Below are 16,763 nucleotides of genomic sequence, written 5' to 3' on the forward strand. Positions count from 1 at the left end.
ATCACGCCAGGAGGATGAACAGTGAGCATGACGTATGCCGTCCCGACGTCCGGCGGCTTCACCGGCAGACTGCGAAATATCCTCACGACCGGTTCACTGATCGGCACGCGCATCGTGCTGGAGAAGAACGACTACGCATACAGCTGCGGCGACACCGACCAGAACATCTACTTCCTGGAGAGCGGGCGCCTCAAAACCGTCATGTTCTCGCGCAGCGGGAAAGAGTGTCTGCTGCGCATATGTTGTCCGGGCGAAATGTTCGGCGAGCAGAGCGGCTGCGGCATAGCCCGCGAGGAGTCGACCATCGCGATGCAGGACAGCGTCATCCTTCGCGTGCCGTACTCGAGATTCCTCAGCACCATTACCGAGGAGGGTTTGGTCGGCGATCTCGTCGCCTATCTCTCGCACCGGCTGTTCGAACAGCAGCAGGCCATCACCAATCTGGTGACGGTCGACAGCGAACAACGCCTCGGCACGATCCTCCTCGACCTCGCCGACAAATTCGGAAAGGGCGATCCGCACCACCCGCGCATCGAACAGCGCATCACGCACGAGGAGTTGGCGAGAATGGTCGGCACGACCCGGTCCCGGGTCGGGCTCTTCCTCAAGACCTTTCGATGTAACGGCCTCATCGACATCTCGCAGACATCCCGCCTGATCATCAACCGGCAGCGCCTCACCGAGTACCTCAACGCCCGGCACGCCTGACCGCCGACCGCGCCCCGTCCGGGCGGCCGGACCGCCCCGACGGCACGCACCTCGGCTCTGTCAACCCAATTTCACGTCAACAGGAGCCCAACGCCATGTGGGACGCACGTTTCGAGTCGGTCATCCGAGGCCATCTTCCGCACCTGCGACCAGAGCTTTCGCTGGAGCCCGATCTGCTGCTCGCGGCCCACGGCCTCGACTCCATGGGAACGATCGGGCTGATCACCGCACTGGAATCCGAGTACGCCCTCACCCTGCCCGACGAGGCCGTCACACCGGCCAACTTCGTCACCGCCCGGACGGTCTGGGACACGCTCCGGCCCCTCCTCCCCGCGACCGGCCCGGAAGCGGCCGCCGGCGGGACCGCGTGAGTGCCCCGCGGCAGGAGGGCGTCAAGCCCCTGCACGCGTGGTTCCTGGACGGCCTGGCCGTCAACCCGGACGGCCCCGCCCTGCGCCTGAACGGCCGGTCCTGGACGTACACGGAACTCCACCGCGCGGCGTGCGACTGGGCCGGAGCGCTGATCGCGGGCTGCGGCGGACGCCCGCGGCGGGTCGGCGTACTGGCTTCCAAGACCGAGGAGGCCTATCTGGGCTTCCTGGCCGCCCTCTACGCGGGGGCCACCGCGGTGCCGCTCGGCCCGGAGTACCCGGTCGAACGGAACCGGGCCGTCGTCGCGGCGGCCGGCCTGGACGCGATCGTGGTCGACCCCGCCGGTGCGGCCCAGGTCGCCGAACTCGCCTCCGCCGCCCCCGTCCGGGTCTGCCTCACCGGCTCCGCCGAGGTCGCCGCCGCCCTGCGGGGGTCCGCCGCGCTCGACGGCGCCGCCGTCGTCACCCCGGACGGGAGCACACCCGCCGAACCGGTGAACGACGGCGTGGACCGGCTCGCGTACATCCTGTTCACGTCCGGCTCCACCGGCCTGCCCAAGGGCGTGCCGATCCGGCACGGCAACATCGGCGCCTTCCTCACGGCCGTGCTGCCCCGCTACGAGATCGGGCCGCGGGACGTGTTCAGCCAGGTGTACGAGCTGACCTTCGACCTGTCGATGTTCGAGGTCTGGGCGGCCTGGGCGTCCGGGGCCTGCCTGACCGTCCTCAACCGCGTCCAGGCCCTGGCGCCGGAACGGGTCGCCGTCCGCCAGGGCATCACCTTCTGGACGTCCACCCCCAGCCTGGCGGCCGCCGTGCAGAGCCGCGGCGTGCTGCCCGCCGGGGCGCTGCCCGGCCTGCGGTACACCATGTTCTGCGGCGAGCCGCTGCCCGTGGAGACCGCCCGCCACTGGTCGTCGCTCGCACCGAACGCGGTGATCGACAACCTGTACGGCCCGACCGAGCTGGCCGTCGCCTGCACCGGCCACCGCCTGGACCCGGCCGACGCCGCCGGACCGGACCGGGCGGTGCCCATCGGGCGGCCGTTCCCCGGGGTCCGCCACCTGCTGCTGGAGGACGGCGAGGTGTCCGGAACGATCGGCGAGCTCTGCGTCGCCGGCCCCCAGCGCTTCGACGGCTACCTCGACCCGGCCAACGACGCCGGACGGTTCGTCGACCTCGACGGCGAACGCTGGTACCGCACCGGGGACCGGGTGCGGCAGGACGGCGACGGCCTGGTGCACCTGGGCCGGACGGACGGCCAGGTCAAGGTGCGCGGCTACCGGATCGAGGTCGGCGAGGTCGAGCGGGCCGTCCGCCGGGCGGTGCCCGGGCTGGACGCGGCGGTCTTCGCCGTCCCCGGCCCCGGCGGCGAGGTGCTGGCGGGGTTCGTGATCGGCCGGGCCGAGCTCGACGCCGCCGCCGTCCTGAAGCAGCTGGCCGAGCTCCTGCCGCCCTACATGCTGCCCGGGCAGCTGTGGCCGCTCGCCGCCGCTCCGCTCAACCCGAACGGCAAGATCGACCGGATGGCGCTGCGGGAGGAGGCGGTCCGCCAGCTGGCCGACCCGCACCGGCCGGCCTGACCGGACGGCTCCGGCAAGCACGACGAGGAAGGCCCGCCGGATTCGGCGGGCCTTCCTCGTCGTGCTTCGGGCGGGCGTTCCGGGCCCGGCGCCGGCGTTCCGCTCAGTCGGCCGCGGCGACCTCGGCCTGCGCGGGCCCCTCCGTCAGGTCGCGCAGCGAGGTCATCGCCCCCACCACCGACCGGGTCCAGGCGTGCCGGGGCGCGCCCAGCACCTGGGCGACCGCGCCCTCCTCGCAGACGCCGCCGCCGTCCAGCACCAGCACCCGGTCGGCGCTCCTGGCGACCACGCCCAGGTCGTGGGTGATCAGCACGACCCCGAGCCCGAGCTGTCGCCGCAGGCTCTCCAGCAGCTCCAGGATCTCGGCCTGGATGCCGACGTCGAGGCTCGCGGTGACCTCGTCGCAGAGCAGCACCTCGGGCGCCGCCGCGAGCGCCCGGGCGATCGCGACCCGCTGCCGCTGGCCGCCGGACATCTCCCCGGGCAGCCGCCCCGCCCACTCCGCGGGCAGCCCGACCAGTCCGAGCAGCCGCACCGTCTCGGCCGCGGCGGCCGCCCGGTCCAGGCCGCGCAGCACCCGGGCCGACCTCGCGATGGCCTCCCCCACCCGGCGGCGCGGGTTCAGCGAGCCCACCGCGTCCTGCGGCACCAGCTGCACGCTGCGGCGCTGGGCCGGCGTGCGGCGGCGCAGGTCGGGCGGCATCGGATCGCCGTGCAGCAGGATCTCGCCGCCGTCCGGCCGGTGGTGGCCGCTGACGCAGCGGACCAGCGTCGTCTTGCCGATGCCGGAGGCGCCGAGCAGCGCGACGCACTCGCCGCGGCCGACCCGGAACGACACTCCGGACATCGTCGGGACGTCCCGTCCCGTGCCGCGGCCGTGCCCGGCCCGCAGGCCGCGCACCTCCAGCAGGGCCCGGTCGTCGCCGGGGTCCGCGGGGGCCTCCGGTCCGGGCGGCGGCTCCGGTGCGGGCGTCCGTCGGCCGGCCTCGGCGATGTCGGGGACGGCCAGGACCAGCGCCCGGGTGTAGGGGTCGGCCGGGCGCGACAGCGTCCGCAGGGTGGGGCCCTGTTCGACGAGGCGGCCGGCCCGCAGGACGACCAGCCGGTCGCAGAGCCGGGCCGCGGCCGGGAGGTCGTGGGTGATGAAGACCAGGGTGAGGCCGCGTTCGCGGGCCGGCCGGTCGATCTCGTCGAGCACCAGGCGCCGGGTGAGCACGTCGAGGCCGGTGGTGGGCTCGTCGAGCACGGCCACCGCCGGCTCTCCGGCGAGCGCCCGGGCGAGGGCGAGCCGCTGCTGCTGGCCGCCCGACAGCTGGTGGGGGAAGCGGCGCCGGAACTCGGCGTCACCGGGCAGCCCCACGGCCTCCAGCCGCCGTCGGACGCCGTCCGCGGAGCGGTCCGGGGCGAGTTCGGCGATCTGCCCGCCGACCCTGAGGGTGGGCGTCAGCGCCGAGGCCGGGTCCTGGGCGAGGTAGGTCAGGGTCCGCCGGCGGACCGCCCGCAGCCGGGAGCCCTTCAGCGCCAGCATGTCGTGGCCGTCGACGCGCACCGATCCGGAGCGCACCGCCAGCCCGGGGCGCAGCGCTCCGAGCAGGGCGAGCGCCAGGGTCGTCTTGCCGGAGCCGGACTCCCCCACGATGCCGAGCGACTCGCCGCGTTCCACGGTCAGCGTGAGGTCCTCGACGACGGCCCGGCCCGAGCGGTCCACGACGGTGAGTTCTGCGATGTCGATCACGACGCGCCCTTCGCGGCAAGCCGGTCGAGCAGCAGGTTCGCCGCGACCGTGAGGACGGAGATGCCCAGCGCCGGAACGGCGACCCCCCAGGGCACCAGGGTGACCCCCTCCATGTTCTCGCTCACCATCGCCGCCCAGCTGGGGGTGCCGGGGCCGAAGCCGAGGAAGTCCGCCGACGCCGTGAGCGCGATGGCGACCGCGAGCCGGGTGCCGGCGTCGGCGAGGACGGGCTGGAGGATGTTCGGCACGATCTCCCGGACGACCACGGACAGCGGCCCGTCGCCGAGCGCCACGGCCTGGTCGACGTATCCGGTGCGCACCACCCTGGTCGTCGCGGCCCGGGAGATGCGGGAGACGAACGGCACCCCGGTCGCCGCGACGGCCAGCAGCAGCGTCCCGGCGCTGTAGCCCAGGCCGTGCAGCAGCGCCAGCAGGACGACGATCGGCGGGAGCGCGAGCAGCAGCGAGTCCAGCCAGGTCATCACGGCCGCGACCCGTCCCCCCAGGTAGCCGGCCAGCACGCCGAGCAGCGTGCCGACCACGGTGGTCAGGACCGTCGCCACCAGCGGGACGACCACCAGCGGGCGCCCGCCGGCCAGGAACCGGTCCCAGACGTCCCGGCCGATGGCGTCCGTGCCGAGCGGCAGGCCGGGCCCCGGCGGCGAGTAGGGGCCGCCGACGATCCGGCCGGCGTCGCCCGGCACCAGCCAGGGTCCCGCCACGGCCAGCAGCAGCACGGCCAGGGCCGGCAGCCAGAGCAGGCCGGTCAGGACGCGGCGGAGCGGGCCCGGGCCCGGCGGCCTCGGAACGGACGGCCGTACCGCGGCGGCGGGGGCCTCGGTCGCGGTGTCGGTCATCGCGCCACGCTCCCGTGCGGATCGGCCACCAGGTCCAGCAGGTCGGCCAGCAGCAGGCTGACCACCACCGCGCCGGAGAGCAGCAGTCCGATGCCCTCCAGCACCGCCGTGTCGTGGTTGACCACGGCGCTCACCAGCGGGGCGGACAGCCCCGGGTAGTTGAAGACCCGCTCCACCACGGCCGTGCCGCCGACCAGCGCACCGGTCAGCCAGGCGAAGGCCTGCAGGCACGGGCCGATCGTGGTCGGCAGCAGGTGCCGGAACACCACCCGGCGCTCCGGGAGTCCCGCCAGCCGGGCGCTCTCCACGTGCGGCGACCGACCGGCTTCGACGACGGACGCCCGCACCATCCGGCTCGCCCAGGCCGCGGAGAACAGCGACAGCGCCGCGACCGGCAGGACCAGCGCGGCCGGGTCGTCCAGCGGCGATCCGCCGAGCGGCACCAGCGACACCGCGGGCAGCACGCCCAGCGCCGAGGCGAACACCAGGACCAGCACGCTCGCGGTCACGAACTGCGGGATCGAGACCAGGGCCACCGCGCCCGCCGACAGCAGCCGGTCCAGCGCGCTGCCGGGCCGCAGGCCGGCCAGGACGCCCACCGAGGTGGCGACCACCACCGTCACCAGCACCGACAGCACCACCAGCAGCAGCGTGTCGAGCAGCGGGTCGGTGACCAGCTCGCCGACGGGCCGGTGGCTGACGGTGCTGGTGCCGAGGTCGCCGTCCAGGGCGGAGCCCACCCAGTCCAGGTACCGGAGCACCAGCGGCCGGTCCAGGCCCAGTTCGGCGCGCATCCGCGCGATCTGCCCGGCGTCCGCCCCGCCGCCCAGCGAGGCGGCGGCGGCGTCGCCGGGCAGCACCTCCGCGGCCAGGAACAGCAGGGCGGAGGCCGTGAACAGGGTGCCGACCGCGCCCGCCAGCCTGCGTGCCATCAGCCTCGGAAGCCGGAGCGGGGCGCGGCCGCCGCTCACGAGGACGCCTTGGCCCAGGTGAAGACAGGGATGGACTGGCTGAACACCACGTCCTGCACGCCGGCCACCGACGCGTCCACCACTTCCTGGAAGCCCCACAGCAGGTCGCCGCCGTGCTCGTACAGGTCGCGCTGGATCTCGACGAAGCGCTGCTCGCGCGCCTTGTCGTCGACGGTCGCCTGAGCTTCGTCCAGCCGCTTCCAGTGCTCGTCCGCGAGACCGGTGACGTTGAAGAAGGCGTCGCGGTTGGTGAGCGCCGACAGGTGCACCGCGGCCGGCCGGTTGGTGTAGTAGAAGGTCTGGAAGGGGATCGACGACAGGCCCTTCAGATCGGCGTAGTAGGTGTCGGCGGGCACCACGTCGACCGTCAACTTGACTCCGGCCTCGTCGAGTTGCTGCCCCAGCAGGCGGGCCGCGCCGGTGAAGCCGGCCACCGTGTCCGCCGCGTGGAGGGTCAGCTTCGAGACGCCCGCCTCGGCGAACAGCCGCTTCGCCTCCGCGACGTCGCGCCGCCGCTCCGCCAGGCCCGCGTAGCCCGGCAGGCCCTTGCCGACCACGTCGTCGCCGGTGACGCCCATCCCGTCGAGCATGTTTGCCGCCAGCGCCCCGCGGTCGGCGGCGAGCCGGACGGCCCGGCGGACCCGCGGGTCGTCGAACGGCGCGATCCGCTCGTTCATCGCGAAGGACAGCGCGTTTGAGTTGGCGACGCCGCCGCGGTGCAGTTCGATCGCCCGGTTGTCGCGCTCCGCCTTGGCCGCGGTGGCGGTGATGCCCATCGCGTAGTCGATCTGCCCGCTCTTGAGCGCGCTCATCCGGGTGGCCGCGTCGGCGATGGAGACGAGCTCCAGCGTCCCGAACGCGGGCCGGCCGCCCCAGTAGCCCTCGTAGGCGGTCATCCGGACGTTCTTGCCGTCCTGCGCGGCGAGCCGGTACGGACCCGAGCCGATGCCCTTGGAGAAGTCGGTCGTCCCCTCGGGGAACACCGGCGAGAAGACCACCAGCACCGACTCCCGGAAGTCGCCGCGGGGGCGGCGCATCGGGACGGTGAGCGTGGTGGCGTCGAGCACCTTGATGCGGTCCACGTCCACGTCGGCGTAGACGGTCGCCCGCTTCGAGGGCGGGACGGCGAGGGTGCGCAGGCTGTACGCGACGTCCTGGGCGGTCACCGGGCGGCCGTCGTGGAAGGTCGCCCGCTTGCGGATCCGGATCGTCCACTCGGTGGCGTCCCGGTTGGCCTCGACGGACTCCGCCAGGCCCAGCTCGTACGCCCCGCCCTTCAGGTACATCAGCGAGTCGTACAGGTGGTAGAGGATCACGTAGCTGGCGCCGAACCCGGCGGTCCGCGGGTCGATGCTCACGGAACCCGAGGCGTCCGCGGCGCCCACCCGCAGCCGGTCGGTCGAAATGCCCTTGCCCGCAGCGGACTTGGCGCTGTCCTCGGCGCCGCAGCCGGTCAGCGCCGCAAGGCCGCTCAACGCGACTCCGGTCACGGCTCCCAGCTGAAGGACACCGCGTCGGCCGAGACTGTTACTCGTGGGCATCGCGTTCTTCTCCACATGGTCGATCGGCGTGGGGCAGGCAGAACCCACTTGGCGATGACCGAGATTGCTCGAAACTCCTCGACCGGTCTGCTCAAATCTGATCACCGCGCGCGGGCGGCCGGGCGGAACATGTGCACATCGAGCGCCCCCTTCCGTGGGGCACACCTGCACCTGAGCGAACGCGAGGGACCCGGTGCGACAGCGACCCGGCCGCGGCCGGAGGCCGACCGTCCCCGGAGGGCTCTCGCCGAAGGAGACTCCGCCATGCCCCAGACCTCGGCCTCGGACCGGCCCGGGACCAGCCGCCTCTTCACCCCCGCCATGGCCGCCCTCCCGGACACCGGCCACGAGCTGCTGCACTCCGGCAACGCCGGGCTGATCATCCACCGCGTCGGCCAGCTCCGGCACGAGTTCCGCAACGAGGGCCGCGCGTTCGCCAGCGACCTGGTGTCCGCCCTCAACAAGCCCGTGGCGGACGTCGCCAGCGTGCTCGTCTACGAGGAGATCCTCGGCCGGGTGGACCGCCTGCACTGGATGATCCACATGCGGATGCCCAACGACTACAGCCGCTTCCTGCACGTCGCCGACCACGACAAGTCCTTCAAGGAGGTCACCGAGACCGACCGCCTCGCGGACCGCGACGGCGGCAACTGGGAGCGCATGTACGTCGAGGGCTCGTTCCAGGAGCGCGTCTACGTCCCCCAGCACGGCCTGTCCCACGACGGCCAGGACGACCACGCCCCGGCCACCTTCGTCCCGCCGGCCATGCACCAGACCGGCCTGCCCGCCGACCGCCTGCGGCACTCCGCCGACACCGGACTGACCATCATCCGCACCGCCCAGACCAAGTTCGAATTCCGCAACGAGGCCCGCGAGTTCGCCTTCGAGTGGGCCCGCCACGTCAACCGCGCCCTCGCCGGCGACGTCACCGCGTACCTCTTCGAGGAGACCTTCGGCCAGCAGGACCGCATCCACTGGATGCTCCACCTCGACAGCCTGGACAGCTACCAGCGCCTGCTCGAACTGAAGCACAAGGACGCCGCTTTCCAGAAGATGCTCACCACCGAGTTCGTCCCGGCGCGCAAGGGCGGCGGCACCTGGGAGCGCACCTTCGTCGACGCCGGCATCCACGACACCGTCCTCACCCCCCTCCACAGCGGCACGCCCATCGGCTTCTGACCCCGCATCCGCCACCCGTGCGCCGCAGCCCACCCGGGGTGCGGCGCACGGCAGGATCGGGGGCGGAGGGTTCTCCGCGGCCGTTCAGAAGTGTCGCCAGTGGCCCTCGGAGACGATCTCGACGACTCCGTCGGCGACCTTGACGGCGGTCTCGTCGTCGATGGCGTAGGCCGGGTTCGGCAGGGCGGCGGCCCAGCGTTCGGCGTCGGCCATCGAGTTCTCCGGCAGGGCCGGGTGGTCCAGGTGCGGGAAGAGGGAGAAGTCGACGAGGCCCAGGGTCTCGTCGGTGCCGGTGGGCGGCGTCCATTCGACGAAGTCCGGCCCGATGCGGGGCGTCATCACCATGCTGCCGGCGCTCAGCCCGACCCAGACCTTGTCGTGCAGGGAGGGGAGCAGCTCCGCCAGGCCGGACCGGCGCATCCAGTGGCACAGGTACAGCGCGTCACCGCCGTTCGCGAGCAGGACGTCGGCCTGCTGGACCCAGGGCAGCCAGCGCTCCGCGCCGATGCTGGGCAGGGCGGTGAGCTCCAGGACGCCCATGGACCTCCAGCCGAGCTCGCACATCGGGGTGGTGGACCGCCCGGTGATGAAGCGCCAGGCCCCGGCCGGGCTCCCCATCGGGTGTCCGTAGCCGGCGGTGGGGATGCACAGGGCGTCGGCCTCCTCGACGGGCTTGCCCAGGAGGTCGACCAGGGCCTGCCGGATGCTGGGGTTCTTCACTCCGGCGGAGGTGAGGAGCAGTTTCACGATGCCTCCGGCGCAGGGGCGGCAGCCCCTGCGGACGAGGTGCTGGAGCCCGCCGCGGCGGCGGGCGACCGGGGATCGGTCCGGGTCACCAGCAGTGTGGCACGCGGGAGTTGACGGTTCGTGCGGCGTGCCGGGCGGTCGGCGGCCCCCGCCGTGCGCGGGGGCCGCCGGTGCTTCACCGCGGGCCGGTCACTTCCGGTTCGCGTGGACGGAGGCGGCGTCCTGGATCTTCTTCCAGGACTTCGGTTCCGCCGGCGGCTGCCCGGCGCCGCGGTCCGCGGCCGCAGCGGCGGCCGCCGTCGCCGTGCCGCCGTTCGGGACCGGGCCGACGGGCGGCTTGGCGGGGGTGAACAGCCAGGTGTTCAGCAGGTCGCCGAGGCTCCGGCCGGAGATCCGCTCCGCGTACGCCTGGAACTCCGGGATGGTGGCGTTGCCGTAGCGGCGCTCGGTGGGCCAGCCCTTCAGGATCCGGAAGAACGTGTCGTCCCCGACGGTGTTGCGGAGCGCCTGGATGGCGACCGCGCCGCGGTGGTAGACCGCGATGTCGAACTGGTTCTCGTCGCCCGGGTCGCCGGGCTTGACGGTCCAGAACGGGTCGTCGGCCGGGTGCGAGGCGTAGATGTAGTCGGCCAGTTCCTGCGCGGTGCCCTCGTTCTCGTGCTCGGACCAGAGGAACTGCGCGTACTGGGCGAAGCCCTCGTTCAGCCAGATGTCGCTCCAGCGGGAGAGCGAGACGCTGTCGCCGTACCACTGGTGGGCCAACTCGTGGACGACGACCGCGGTGTTGGACCCCCGGGCGAACATTCCCTGTCCGTAGAAGACCCGGGTCTGGGTCTCCAGGGCGCCGCCGGCCTGGAGGTTGGGGACGAAGCCGCCGACCGAGCTGAACGGGTACTCGCCGAAGTAGCCGCTCAGCCAGTCCACCAGCTCGCCGGTGCGCTCCACGCTCGCCCGGGCCGCGGCCGCGTTGTCCCCGAGGTCCTTGCTGTAGGCGTTGTAGACCGGCACCCCCTTGGCGGTGACGTCCCGGGTGACGTCGAACTTCCCGATCGCGAGAGCGGCCAGGTAGGTGGCCTGCGGCTTGTTCTCGCGCCAGCTGAAGCGGGTCCAGCCCGCCTGCGAGCTGGTGCCGGTCAGCACCCCGTTGCTGACCACCTGGGTGCCGTTCGGCACCAGCACCGAGACGTCGAAGGTCGCCTTGTCGCTCGGGTGGTCGTTGCTCGGGAACCACCAGCCGGCCGACACGGGCTCGCCGGCCACCACCGCGCCGTCCGGGGTGCGGCGCCAGGCGCTGTAGCCGCCGTACTTCTCGACGGTCGACGGCACGTCCTTGTAGCGGACCACCACGGTGGCCTGGGATCCCTTGGTCAGCGGCCGGGCCGGGGTGATCTCCAACTCCTGGTCGCCGCTGGTGGCGAAGGTCGCGGGCCGCCCGTTGACCAGGACCTCGGAGACCTTCAGCGCGAAGTCGAGGTTGAACCGGGAGAGGTCCTGGGTGGTCGTGGCCAGGATGGTGGCGGTGCCCTCCAGTTCGTCGGTGGCGGGCTGGTACTTCAGCCGGATGTCGTAGTGCGAGACGTCGTACCCGCCGTTGCCGAGCGTGGGGTAGTACGGGTCCCCCACGCCGTCCGCCCCCGGCTGGAAGCCGGAAGCCGAGGCGGGGACGGCCAGGAGCAGGCTCAGGGCACTGACAGCAGAAACGATCAACCTCTTGCGCACGTGGTCCTCCAGGGATCACCGGAACGATCGGGTCGGATCGATCCCTGTCCCGGCAACCCCTCGCCCACTCCCCGGTCCTGGGAACTTCATGAGAAAAATACGCCCGCACGACGATCGCACGGACCCGCCGGATCGATTATCGGACTATTCGTCAGATATGGCCTCTGCAAAGGGAGTTGACCTCTCGACCCAACCGCGCGAATGGCGTCAGCCGCTGTGCACGACCTCGTGCTCCCACGCGTCGCGCGGCTGCGTGTGCAGCCGCCAGTAGTGCTCGGCGATGACGTCGGGGTCGAAGGCCGTGCCCGGCGCGACGGGGCCGGCCACGGTGACGCTCGCCGCGTGGACGCCCGAGGCGCCGTACGTCCGGTCCAGCAGGGTCACGAGGGTGCGGACGCCGGCCTTGCCGAGGGACAGGCTGACGTACTCCGGCTTCGGCTCGGGCATTCCGCCGGTCACCAGGACGGTGCCCCGCCCGCGCGCCGCCATCCCGGGGGCGACGTGGGCGGCGGCGGTCAGCGCGCCCACCACGTTGACCGCCCAGGCATCCAGGTGCTCCCGGACGGACAGCTCCCCGATGGCGTCCGGTCGGACGAGCGCCGCGTTGTGGACCAGGACGTCCGGCGGCCCCAACTCCTGCGCCACGCCGTCCAGGGCGGCCCGCAGGGAAGTCTCGTCGGTGCTGTCCGCCGTGCGGCCCACGACGGCCGCGCCGCCCGTGGCAGCCTTCCGGACGGCTTCGACGGCGGCCTTCACCGTGCCGTCGCTGCGGGCGACGAGCCCGACCGGCAGCCCTTCCCGTGCGAACCGGCGGGCCACCGCCTGCCCGATTCCCGGTCCGGCTCCGATGATCACTGCTCCCGGCATGCTGCCCCTCCTCGATCCCCTGCCCGTGCCGCACCGGCCGCACCGCCCGTGAACACCGGTACGGCACACGGAGGTCGGCGCACCCGGGCGACAACGCCCTGCCACCCCATGCCCGTTCCGGCCACCGTCGTCGACGCGGCCCAGCGGCGTCAACGACGGTGGCCACACGGGTATTCCTCCGTCGCACCGGGCATCACCGGCGCCGATCGACGCGACGGCCTCGCCGGCTCCGGTCCGGGGTGCCGGGTGCGGTCCGGGGACCCTGGCTCGGTGGATCGTCGAGGGCGGGCCCGCCGGATCGCGGTGGCGTCCGGTCAGGAGTGCAGGGCGATGTCCGTGTTCTTCGTCCACTGCTCGGGCGGCAGCGGCTGGGCGTTCGACTTCAGCACGGCCTCGGCGCGGGCCGCGTGGAACGCCTCGACCGGGCTTCCCTGCTTCGCCCACACCTGGGCGCCGCACCAGCGGCCGATGAGCCGGAACTGCTCCAGCGCCTCCGCGTGCATCCCGGCCCTGCCCAGGTAGTGGGCCAGCAGGTGCCGGAGGCCCGCGACGTGGTCGTCGTCGGGCCGGACCGAGGCGAGCGCCCGGGCGACGGCTGCCAGTCGCGCGGTCGCGGCGCCGCCGACCGGGAGTCCGGCGCCGCGTCCTTCCAGCTCGGACAGCGCGTGCAGGTAGATGCCCGCGAGCGGGCTGTGCGGCGGGGCGCCGTCCATCGCCTTCTCGGCGAACCGCATCATCTGCCCGTTGGTGCCGTACCACTTGGCGCACCAGTACTGCATGCCCTGCCAGTGGCCCTCGTAGTGGTGCGGGGCACGGGCGACCAGGCCCTCCCACAGCGGCCGGAACCGGTCGGGCTTGTACTGGGCGCCGCGCGCCGCCGTCACCATGACCACCCACGGCGCCGGGTTCTCCGGGTCCAGCAGCGCGGCCCGCTGGGCGGCCTCGATCGCCGCGGGCAGCAGGGCGCGGAAGCGGGCCATGTTCTCGGCCGGCACCTCGTTGGCGAACCCGCCGCCCCGGATCGCCCAGGCCTGGTGCACCATCAGGTCGGCCTCCAGGGCCGCCGCGTCGCAGTTGTCCGGGTCGGCCTCCCGCCAGGCCTTCAGCCACCCGCCGTCCCGGCGGGCGATCTCGCGCAGCAGCTCGAAGCGCGACCAGCGCTCGTCCCAGTCGGTGCCGGGCGCCGCGACGTGCGTCGCGGCGGCCCGCCAGTCGCCCTCCCACGCGGCGTCCGCGACGGCCTGCGACTGCCGGCAGTCCCGTTCCGAGGACGGCGGGCCCAACCGGCTCGGGTCGAGCGACGCGAGCGGGACGAGCCCGTACGCCGCGGCGTCGAACGACTCCGGCACCCGGAAGGCGGGCGTGGACTTGCGCTTGGCCGAGGAGACGGCGGTGCGGTTGCTCTGGAAGTTGCGGATCAGAACGATGATCAGAATGGGGATCGTCAGGACCAGGAGATGTGTCACGGGTCGTGATCATCTCGGCTGGCCGGGCGGATGGCAACGCCGATTCCGACGACGCCGGACCGACCCGCGCAGCGTCCCGGCCCGTTGTCGGTCCGGGTTCCTACGATCGCCGCATGCCCGATGCCTTCACCGTTCTCCGGACCCACGACACCTGCCGCGCGCTGCGCAAGGAAGGCCGGGTCGGCGAGCGGCCGCCGGTCGCCTTCGGCGGCGTGCACACCTCGCTGCCGGCCTGGTCGGGGGCCCGCCCCGGCGACGAGGTGTACGCGGTGCACGTGAACCGGTGCGAGGTCTTCGTGGTGAGCCGGCTGCGGGTGCTCGACACCGAGCGGAACGACTGCTGCGGCACCGCCCCCGCGACGTGGCGGGACCCCGCCTTCCCCGGCCACCGGGACTGGTGGATGCTCGGCACGGGCGGCTGCGGCGCGACGCCGGTCCACGTCGACGCCACACCCGTCACCTTCGACACCCGCATACCCGGCGAGGTGCTCCACCGACTCGCCTGGCGCAACCGCCGGGGTCGGACCCGCGGCCTGAAGTACCTGGTGGACGGCCGCCTCGAACACTCCGTCAGCCTCCAGGGCTTCTACCGCCCGACCCCCGGGTCCGCCGACGAACTGGCCGCCGTCGTGGACGCCGCCGCCCCTCACGACGTCCGGCCCGCCGGCCGGTTGGGCTGACCGTCAGCCCGCCGGTTCGGGCTCGACCGGCTGGCGGACGACGGTCCTGAGCTTCTCGGGGGCGGTCCGGCGGGGGTCGCCGAGGTAGATCTCGTGGTGCTTGGCGGCGGGCCGCAGGCCGTTGGCGGGGAGGTACTCGTGGTGGAGCCGGTGCAGGGCGGGCGCTTCGTCGTCGTAGGAGCCGATGTGCAGCAGTTGGGCGCTGGGGCCCTCGTGCAGGGCGAGGCGGCGGACCTGGGCGATGGTGGGGTGCTTCTTCTTGGCCAGGGCGGTCCGCCGGGCCTGCTCGATCATCTCCTCGGTGATCCACGGGGGGAGGCTGATCAGCATGGTCCAGTTCCAGGTGTCCTTGGCGCGGCTGCTGAAGGCCTCGGGGTCGTCGGCCCACCACAGGCCTTCCAGGGGGCCGACCACGAAGTCCCCGTCCTCGGTGTGCTTGGTCGCGAACTTGAGGGTGTACGCGACCGAGTAGAGCGCTTCGACCGCGGCCTTGTGGGCGGGCGCGGTGTTCGGGTTGCCGGTGCCGTCGACGGCGAGGAACTGCTGCGGGGGGACGTCCACGACGGCCCAGGCGGTGTTCCTGGGCGCGTAGAACTCCTTCAGGGCCTTCTTGATGTCGTACGGCGCCACGGTCGGTTCTCCTCCGGGTCGGCGGGCGCCGCTCAGCGATGCCCGGTAGCGGTCCAACCACGCCTGTTCGGCGCGCAGTTGACCGAGTGAGTAGTCGAAGATCGCGTGCACGAAGCCGGGCGCGGGCGGCCCGGCGGCCTCGGCCCGGGCCACCTGTTCGATCCGTTCGGCGAGTGCCCGGGCGCGCCGCTCCAGGGCGTCGAGCAGCCGGTCGTGGTCGACGGCGGGCTGGTTGGCGAGGCCGACCAGGACGCGCGGGTAGAGCGGGTGGAGTTCGGCGATGGCCTGCTCGGCGCCGGTCGCGCAGGCCAGTCGCCCTTCGGCGGTCGCGCCGAACACCTTGCGGCGCTTGTCGCCCGCGGCGGCCGATCCGGCGAGCTGTTCGATCAGGCCGCGTTCCCGGAGCTTCGTCAGCAGGTAGTAGATGGAGCTGAATCCGACCTCCGTCCACTCGCGCATTCCGCGGTCGGCGATCACCGCTTCCAGCTCGTAGCCGTGCCGGGGCTGCTCGACCAGGAGGCCGAGCAGGGTCAGTTCGGCGGCGGTCAGGCCTGGGTCTGTGCCTCTCATGCCGCATATCCTAGCGCTAGAATATCGGCGCGACAGCACGCGGAGATCACGACCGCCCGTGCCCGGCAACGGGCATGACGAGGCGTCAGCGCTTGAGCAGTGTCCAGGGTTCGGGTCGGGCGAGGGCCAGCCGGGGGCGGCGTTCGGCCCAGTGGTGGACGGAGGCGGCCATGGCCGCGGCGGGGTCGGTGACCTTCCAGGTGGGGTCGAAGGGGCGGCGCATGCTGGTGTAGCTCTGGAACATCGCGAGGAGTTTCACCGCCTGGCTCTGGATCGGCGAGAGCCACTGGTCGGCCAGCGGCAGGAAGAAGCGGTTCCAGCTGTCCACGGACACCAGCGGGGGCCGTTCGATCGGGGCGACGCGGTGCGCGGTGCGGAAGCGGTTGAGCGTTCCGCAGACGACGTCGAGGAGTTCGTCGAGGGAGAGGCTGTCGGGGCCGGCGGCGATCACCTCGGTGCGGGGCCGGTCGGGCGGGGCGGCGAGGACGGCGGCGACCATCGCGGCGGCGACTTCGTCGACGGGGCTGATCTCGGCGTGGCCGGCGGGGTCGCCGACCACCACGGCGGCGGTGCCGGAGACCAGCGCCTGGAGGAGGGTGTAGGGGCCGGAGAAACGGGCGATCTCGCCGGTACCGCGGCGGCCGACCACCAGCGGCGGGCGGATCAGGGTCAGCGGGCCGGGGTGGGCCTGACGGGCGATCGCCTCGCAGGTGGCCTTGGACCACTCGTAGCCGTTGCGGTAGCCCTCGAACTCGGTGCCGCGCAGGTCCTCGGGGTTGCGGACGCCGCCGACGTACGCGGTGGAGACCTGGACGAGGTGGGTGTCGCGGTCGGCGAGGGCGAGGACGGCCCGCAGCGGTTCGAGGTTGGCGGTGACGGCCTCGTCGCGTCCGAGGGTCCAGCGGGTGCTGGCCGCGGCGTGCACGATGACGTCCCAGTGGCCGGCCAGTTCGGCGGGCGGCGGTTCGCCGCCCATCCGCCACCGCACCACCGCCTCGTCGCGCCGTGCCACCGGGACCAGGTCGAGGGGCCGGCCGTGCGCGGTGGCGGCGGCGCGCAGCCGGTGCGCGAACTCGGTGCCGACCACTCCGGTCGCCCCGGTGAGAAGGACTCGCATGTTTGGCTCCGCTGATCGGGCT

The 16,763-nt window shown here is 73.1% G+C and carries 15 protein-coding genes; 5 read left to right on the forward strand and 10 right to left on the reverse strand.

The genetic code is table 11. The features are described from left to right. The first annotated feature begins 27 nt into the window (after window positions 1-27). The 3 genes from ACI1MP_RS34440 (at window position 28) to ACI1MP_RS34450 (ending at window position 2,662) form a co-directional block, all read left to right on the forward strand. Entirely contained in the window at window positions 28-708 is a 681-nt protein-coding gene (locus ACI1MP_RS34440) for a Crp/Fnr family transcriptional regulator (protein ID WP_404870414.1), read from the forward strand. Window positions 709-803: 95 nt separating this feature from the next. Then, window positions 804-1,079 carry a phosphopantetheine-binding protein gene (locus ACI1MP_RS34445; RefSeq protein ID WP_380333378.1) on the forward strand — a complete coding sequence of 92 codons (276 nt, stop codon included), beginning with the start codon at window positions 804-806 and terminating at the stop codon, window positions 1,077-1,079. Beyond that, a complete protein-coding gene (locus ACI1MP_RS34450) occupies window positions 1,076-2,662 on the forward strand; it encodes an AMP-binding protein (RefSeq protein WP_404870415.1) in 1,587 nt (528 codons plus the stop codon). Before ACI1MP_RS34445 ends, ACI1MP_RS34450 begins: the two co-directional genes overlap by 4 nt. Before the next feature lie 103 nt (window positions 2,663-2,765). On the opposite strand, the gene ACI1MP_RS34455 is transcribed toward ACI1MP_RS34450, so the two are convergent. The 4 genes from ACI1MP_RS34455 to ACI1MP_RS34470 are packed head-to-tail and all read right to left on the reverse strand — an operon-like array spanning window position 2,766 to window position 7,700. Then, window positions 2,766-4,397, reverse strand: a complete 1,632-nt coding sequence (locus tag ACI1MP_RS34455) for an ABC transporter ATP-binding protein (protein ID WP_404870416.1) — start codon at window positions 4,395-4,397, stop codon at window positions 2,766-2,768. Beyond that, complete coding sequence (locus tag ACI1MP_RS34460) at window positions 4,394-5,254, reverse strand: ABC transporter permease (protein ID WP_380333375.1); 861 nt, start codon at window positions 5,252-5,254, stop codon at window positions 4,394-4,396. The genes ACI1MP_RS34455 and ACI1MP_RS34460 overlap by 4 nt, the downstream gene beginning before the upstream one ends. Continuing rightward, window positions 5,251-6,186: an ABC transporter permease gene (locus ACI1MP_RS34465; RefSeq protein ID WP_404870417.1), complete on the reverse strand. Its 936-nt coding sequence runs from the start codon at window positions 6,184-6,186 to the stop codon at window positions 5,251-5,253. Before ACI1MP_RS34465 ends, ACI1MP_RS34460 begins: the two co-directional genes overlap by 4 nt. 35 nt (window positions 6,187-6,221) lie before the next feature. Beyond that, window positions 6,222-7,700: an ABC transporter substrate-binding protein gene (locus ACI1MP_RS34470; protein WP_404870418.1), complete on the reverse strand. Its 1,479-nt coding sequence runs from the start codon at window positions 7,698-7,700 to the stop codon at window positions 6,222-6,224. Between the two features lie 330 nt (window positions 7,701-8,030). On the opposite strand from ACI1MP_RS34470, the gene ACI1MP_RS34475 reads away from it, so the two are divergent. Further along, a complete protein-coding gene (locus tag ACI1MP_RS34475; protein WP_189271895.1) occupies window positions 8,031-8,945 on the forward strand; it encodes a DUF6039 family protein in 915 nt (304 codons plus the stop codon). 84 nt (window positions 8,946-9,029) lie between these two features. On the opposite strand, the gene ACI1MP_RS34480 is transcribed toward ACI1MP_RS34475, so the two are convergent. The 4 genes from ACI1MP_RS34480 to ACI1MP_RS34495 form a co-directional block, all read right to left on the reverse strand. Further along, window positions 9,030-9,692: a Type 1 glutamine amidotransferase-like domain-containing protein gene (locus ACI1MP_RS34480; RefSeq protein WP_380333372.1), complete on the reverse strand. Its 663-nt coding sequence runs from the start codon at window positions 9,690-9,692 to the stop codon at window positions 9,030-9,032. Between the two features lie 189 nt (window positions 9,693-9,881). Next, the gene (locus ACI1MP_RS34485; protein ID WP_380333371.1) at window positions 9,882-11,411 is read right to left on the reverse strand and encodes a M1 family metallopeptidase; all 1,530 of its coding nucleotides are present in this window, start codon (window positions 11,409-11,411) and stop codon (window positions 9,882-9,884) included. Between the two features lie 207 nt (window positions 11,412-11,618). Further along, window positions 11,619-12,278, reverse strand: coding sequence for an SDR family NAD(P)-dependent oxidoreductase (locus tag ACI1MP_RS34490; protein ID WP_380333370.1), 660 nt, complete (start codon window positions 12,276-12,278; stop codon window positions 11,619-11,621). 314 nt (window positions 12,279-12,592) lie between these two features. Next, on the reverse strand, window positions 12,593-13,744 hold the full coding sequence (locus ACI1MP_RS34495; RefSeq protein ID WP_380333369.1) for a hypothetical protein: 1,152 nt from the start codon (window positions 13,742-13,744) through the stop codon (window positions 12,593-12,595). A 113-nt stretch (window positions 13,745-13,857) separates the two neighbouring features. On the opposite strand from ACI1MP_RS34495, the gene ACI1MP_RS34500 reads away from it, so the two are divergent. Beyond that, on the forward strand, window positions 13,858-14,424 hold the full coding sequence (locus ACI1MP_RS34500) for a hypothetical protein (RefSeq protein ID WP_380333368.1): 567 nt from the start codon (window positions 13,858-13,860) through the stop codon (window positions 14,422-14,424). A gap of 3 nt (window positions 14,425-14,427) precedes the next feature. On the opposite strand, the gene ACI1MP_RS34505 is transcribed toward ACI1MP_RS34500, so the two are convergent. Continuing rightward, window positions 14,428-15,624, reverse strand: coding sequence for a GyrI-like domain-containing protein (locus tag ACI1MP_RS34505; protein WP_380333367.1), 1,197 nt, complete (start codon window positions 15,622-15,624; stop codon window positions 14,428-14,430). Between the two features lie 85 nt (window positions 15,625-15,709). After that, the gene (locus ACI1MP_RS34510) at window positions 15,710-16,741 is read right to left on the reverse strand and encodes an SDR family oxidoreductase (protein WP_404870419.1); all 1,032 of its coding nucleotides are present in this window, start codon (window positions 16,739-16,741) and stop codon (window positions 15,710-15,712) included. Window positions 16,742-16,763: the final 22 nt, after the last annotated feature.

The organism is Kitasatospora griseola, assembly GCF_044999035.1.
Lineage (GTDB): Bacteria > Actinomycetota > Actinomycetes > Streptomycetales > Streptomycetaceae > Kitasatospora > Kitasatospora griseola.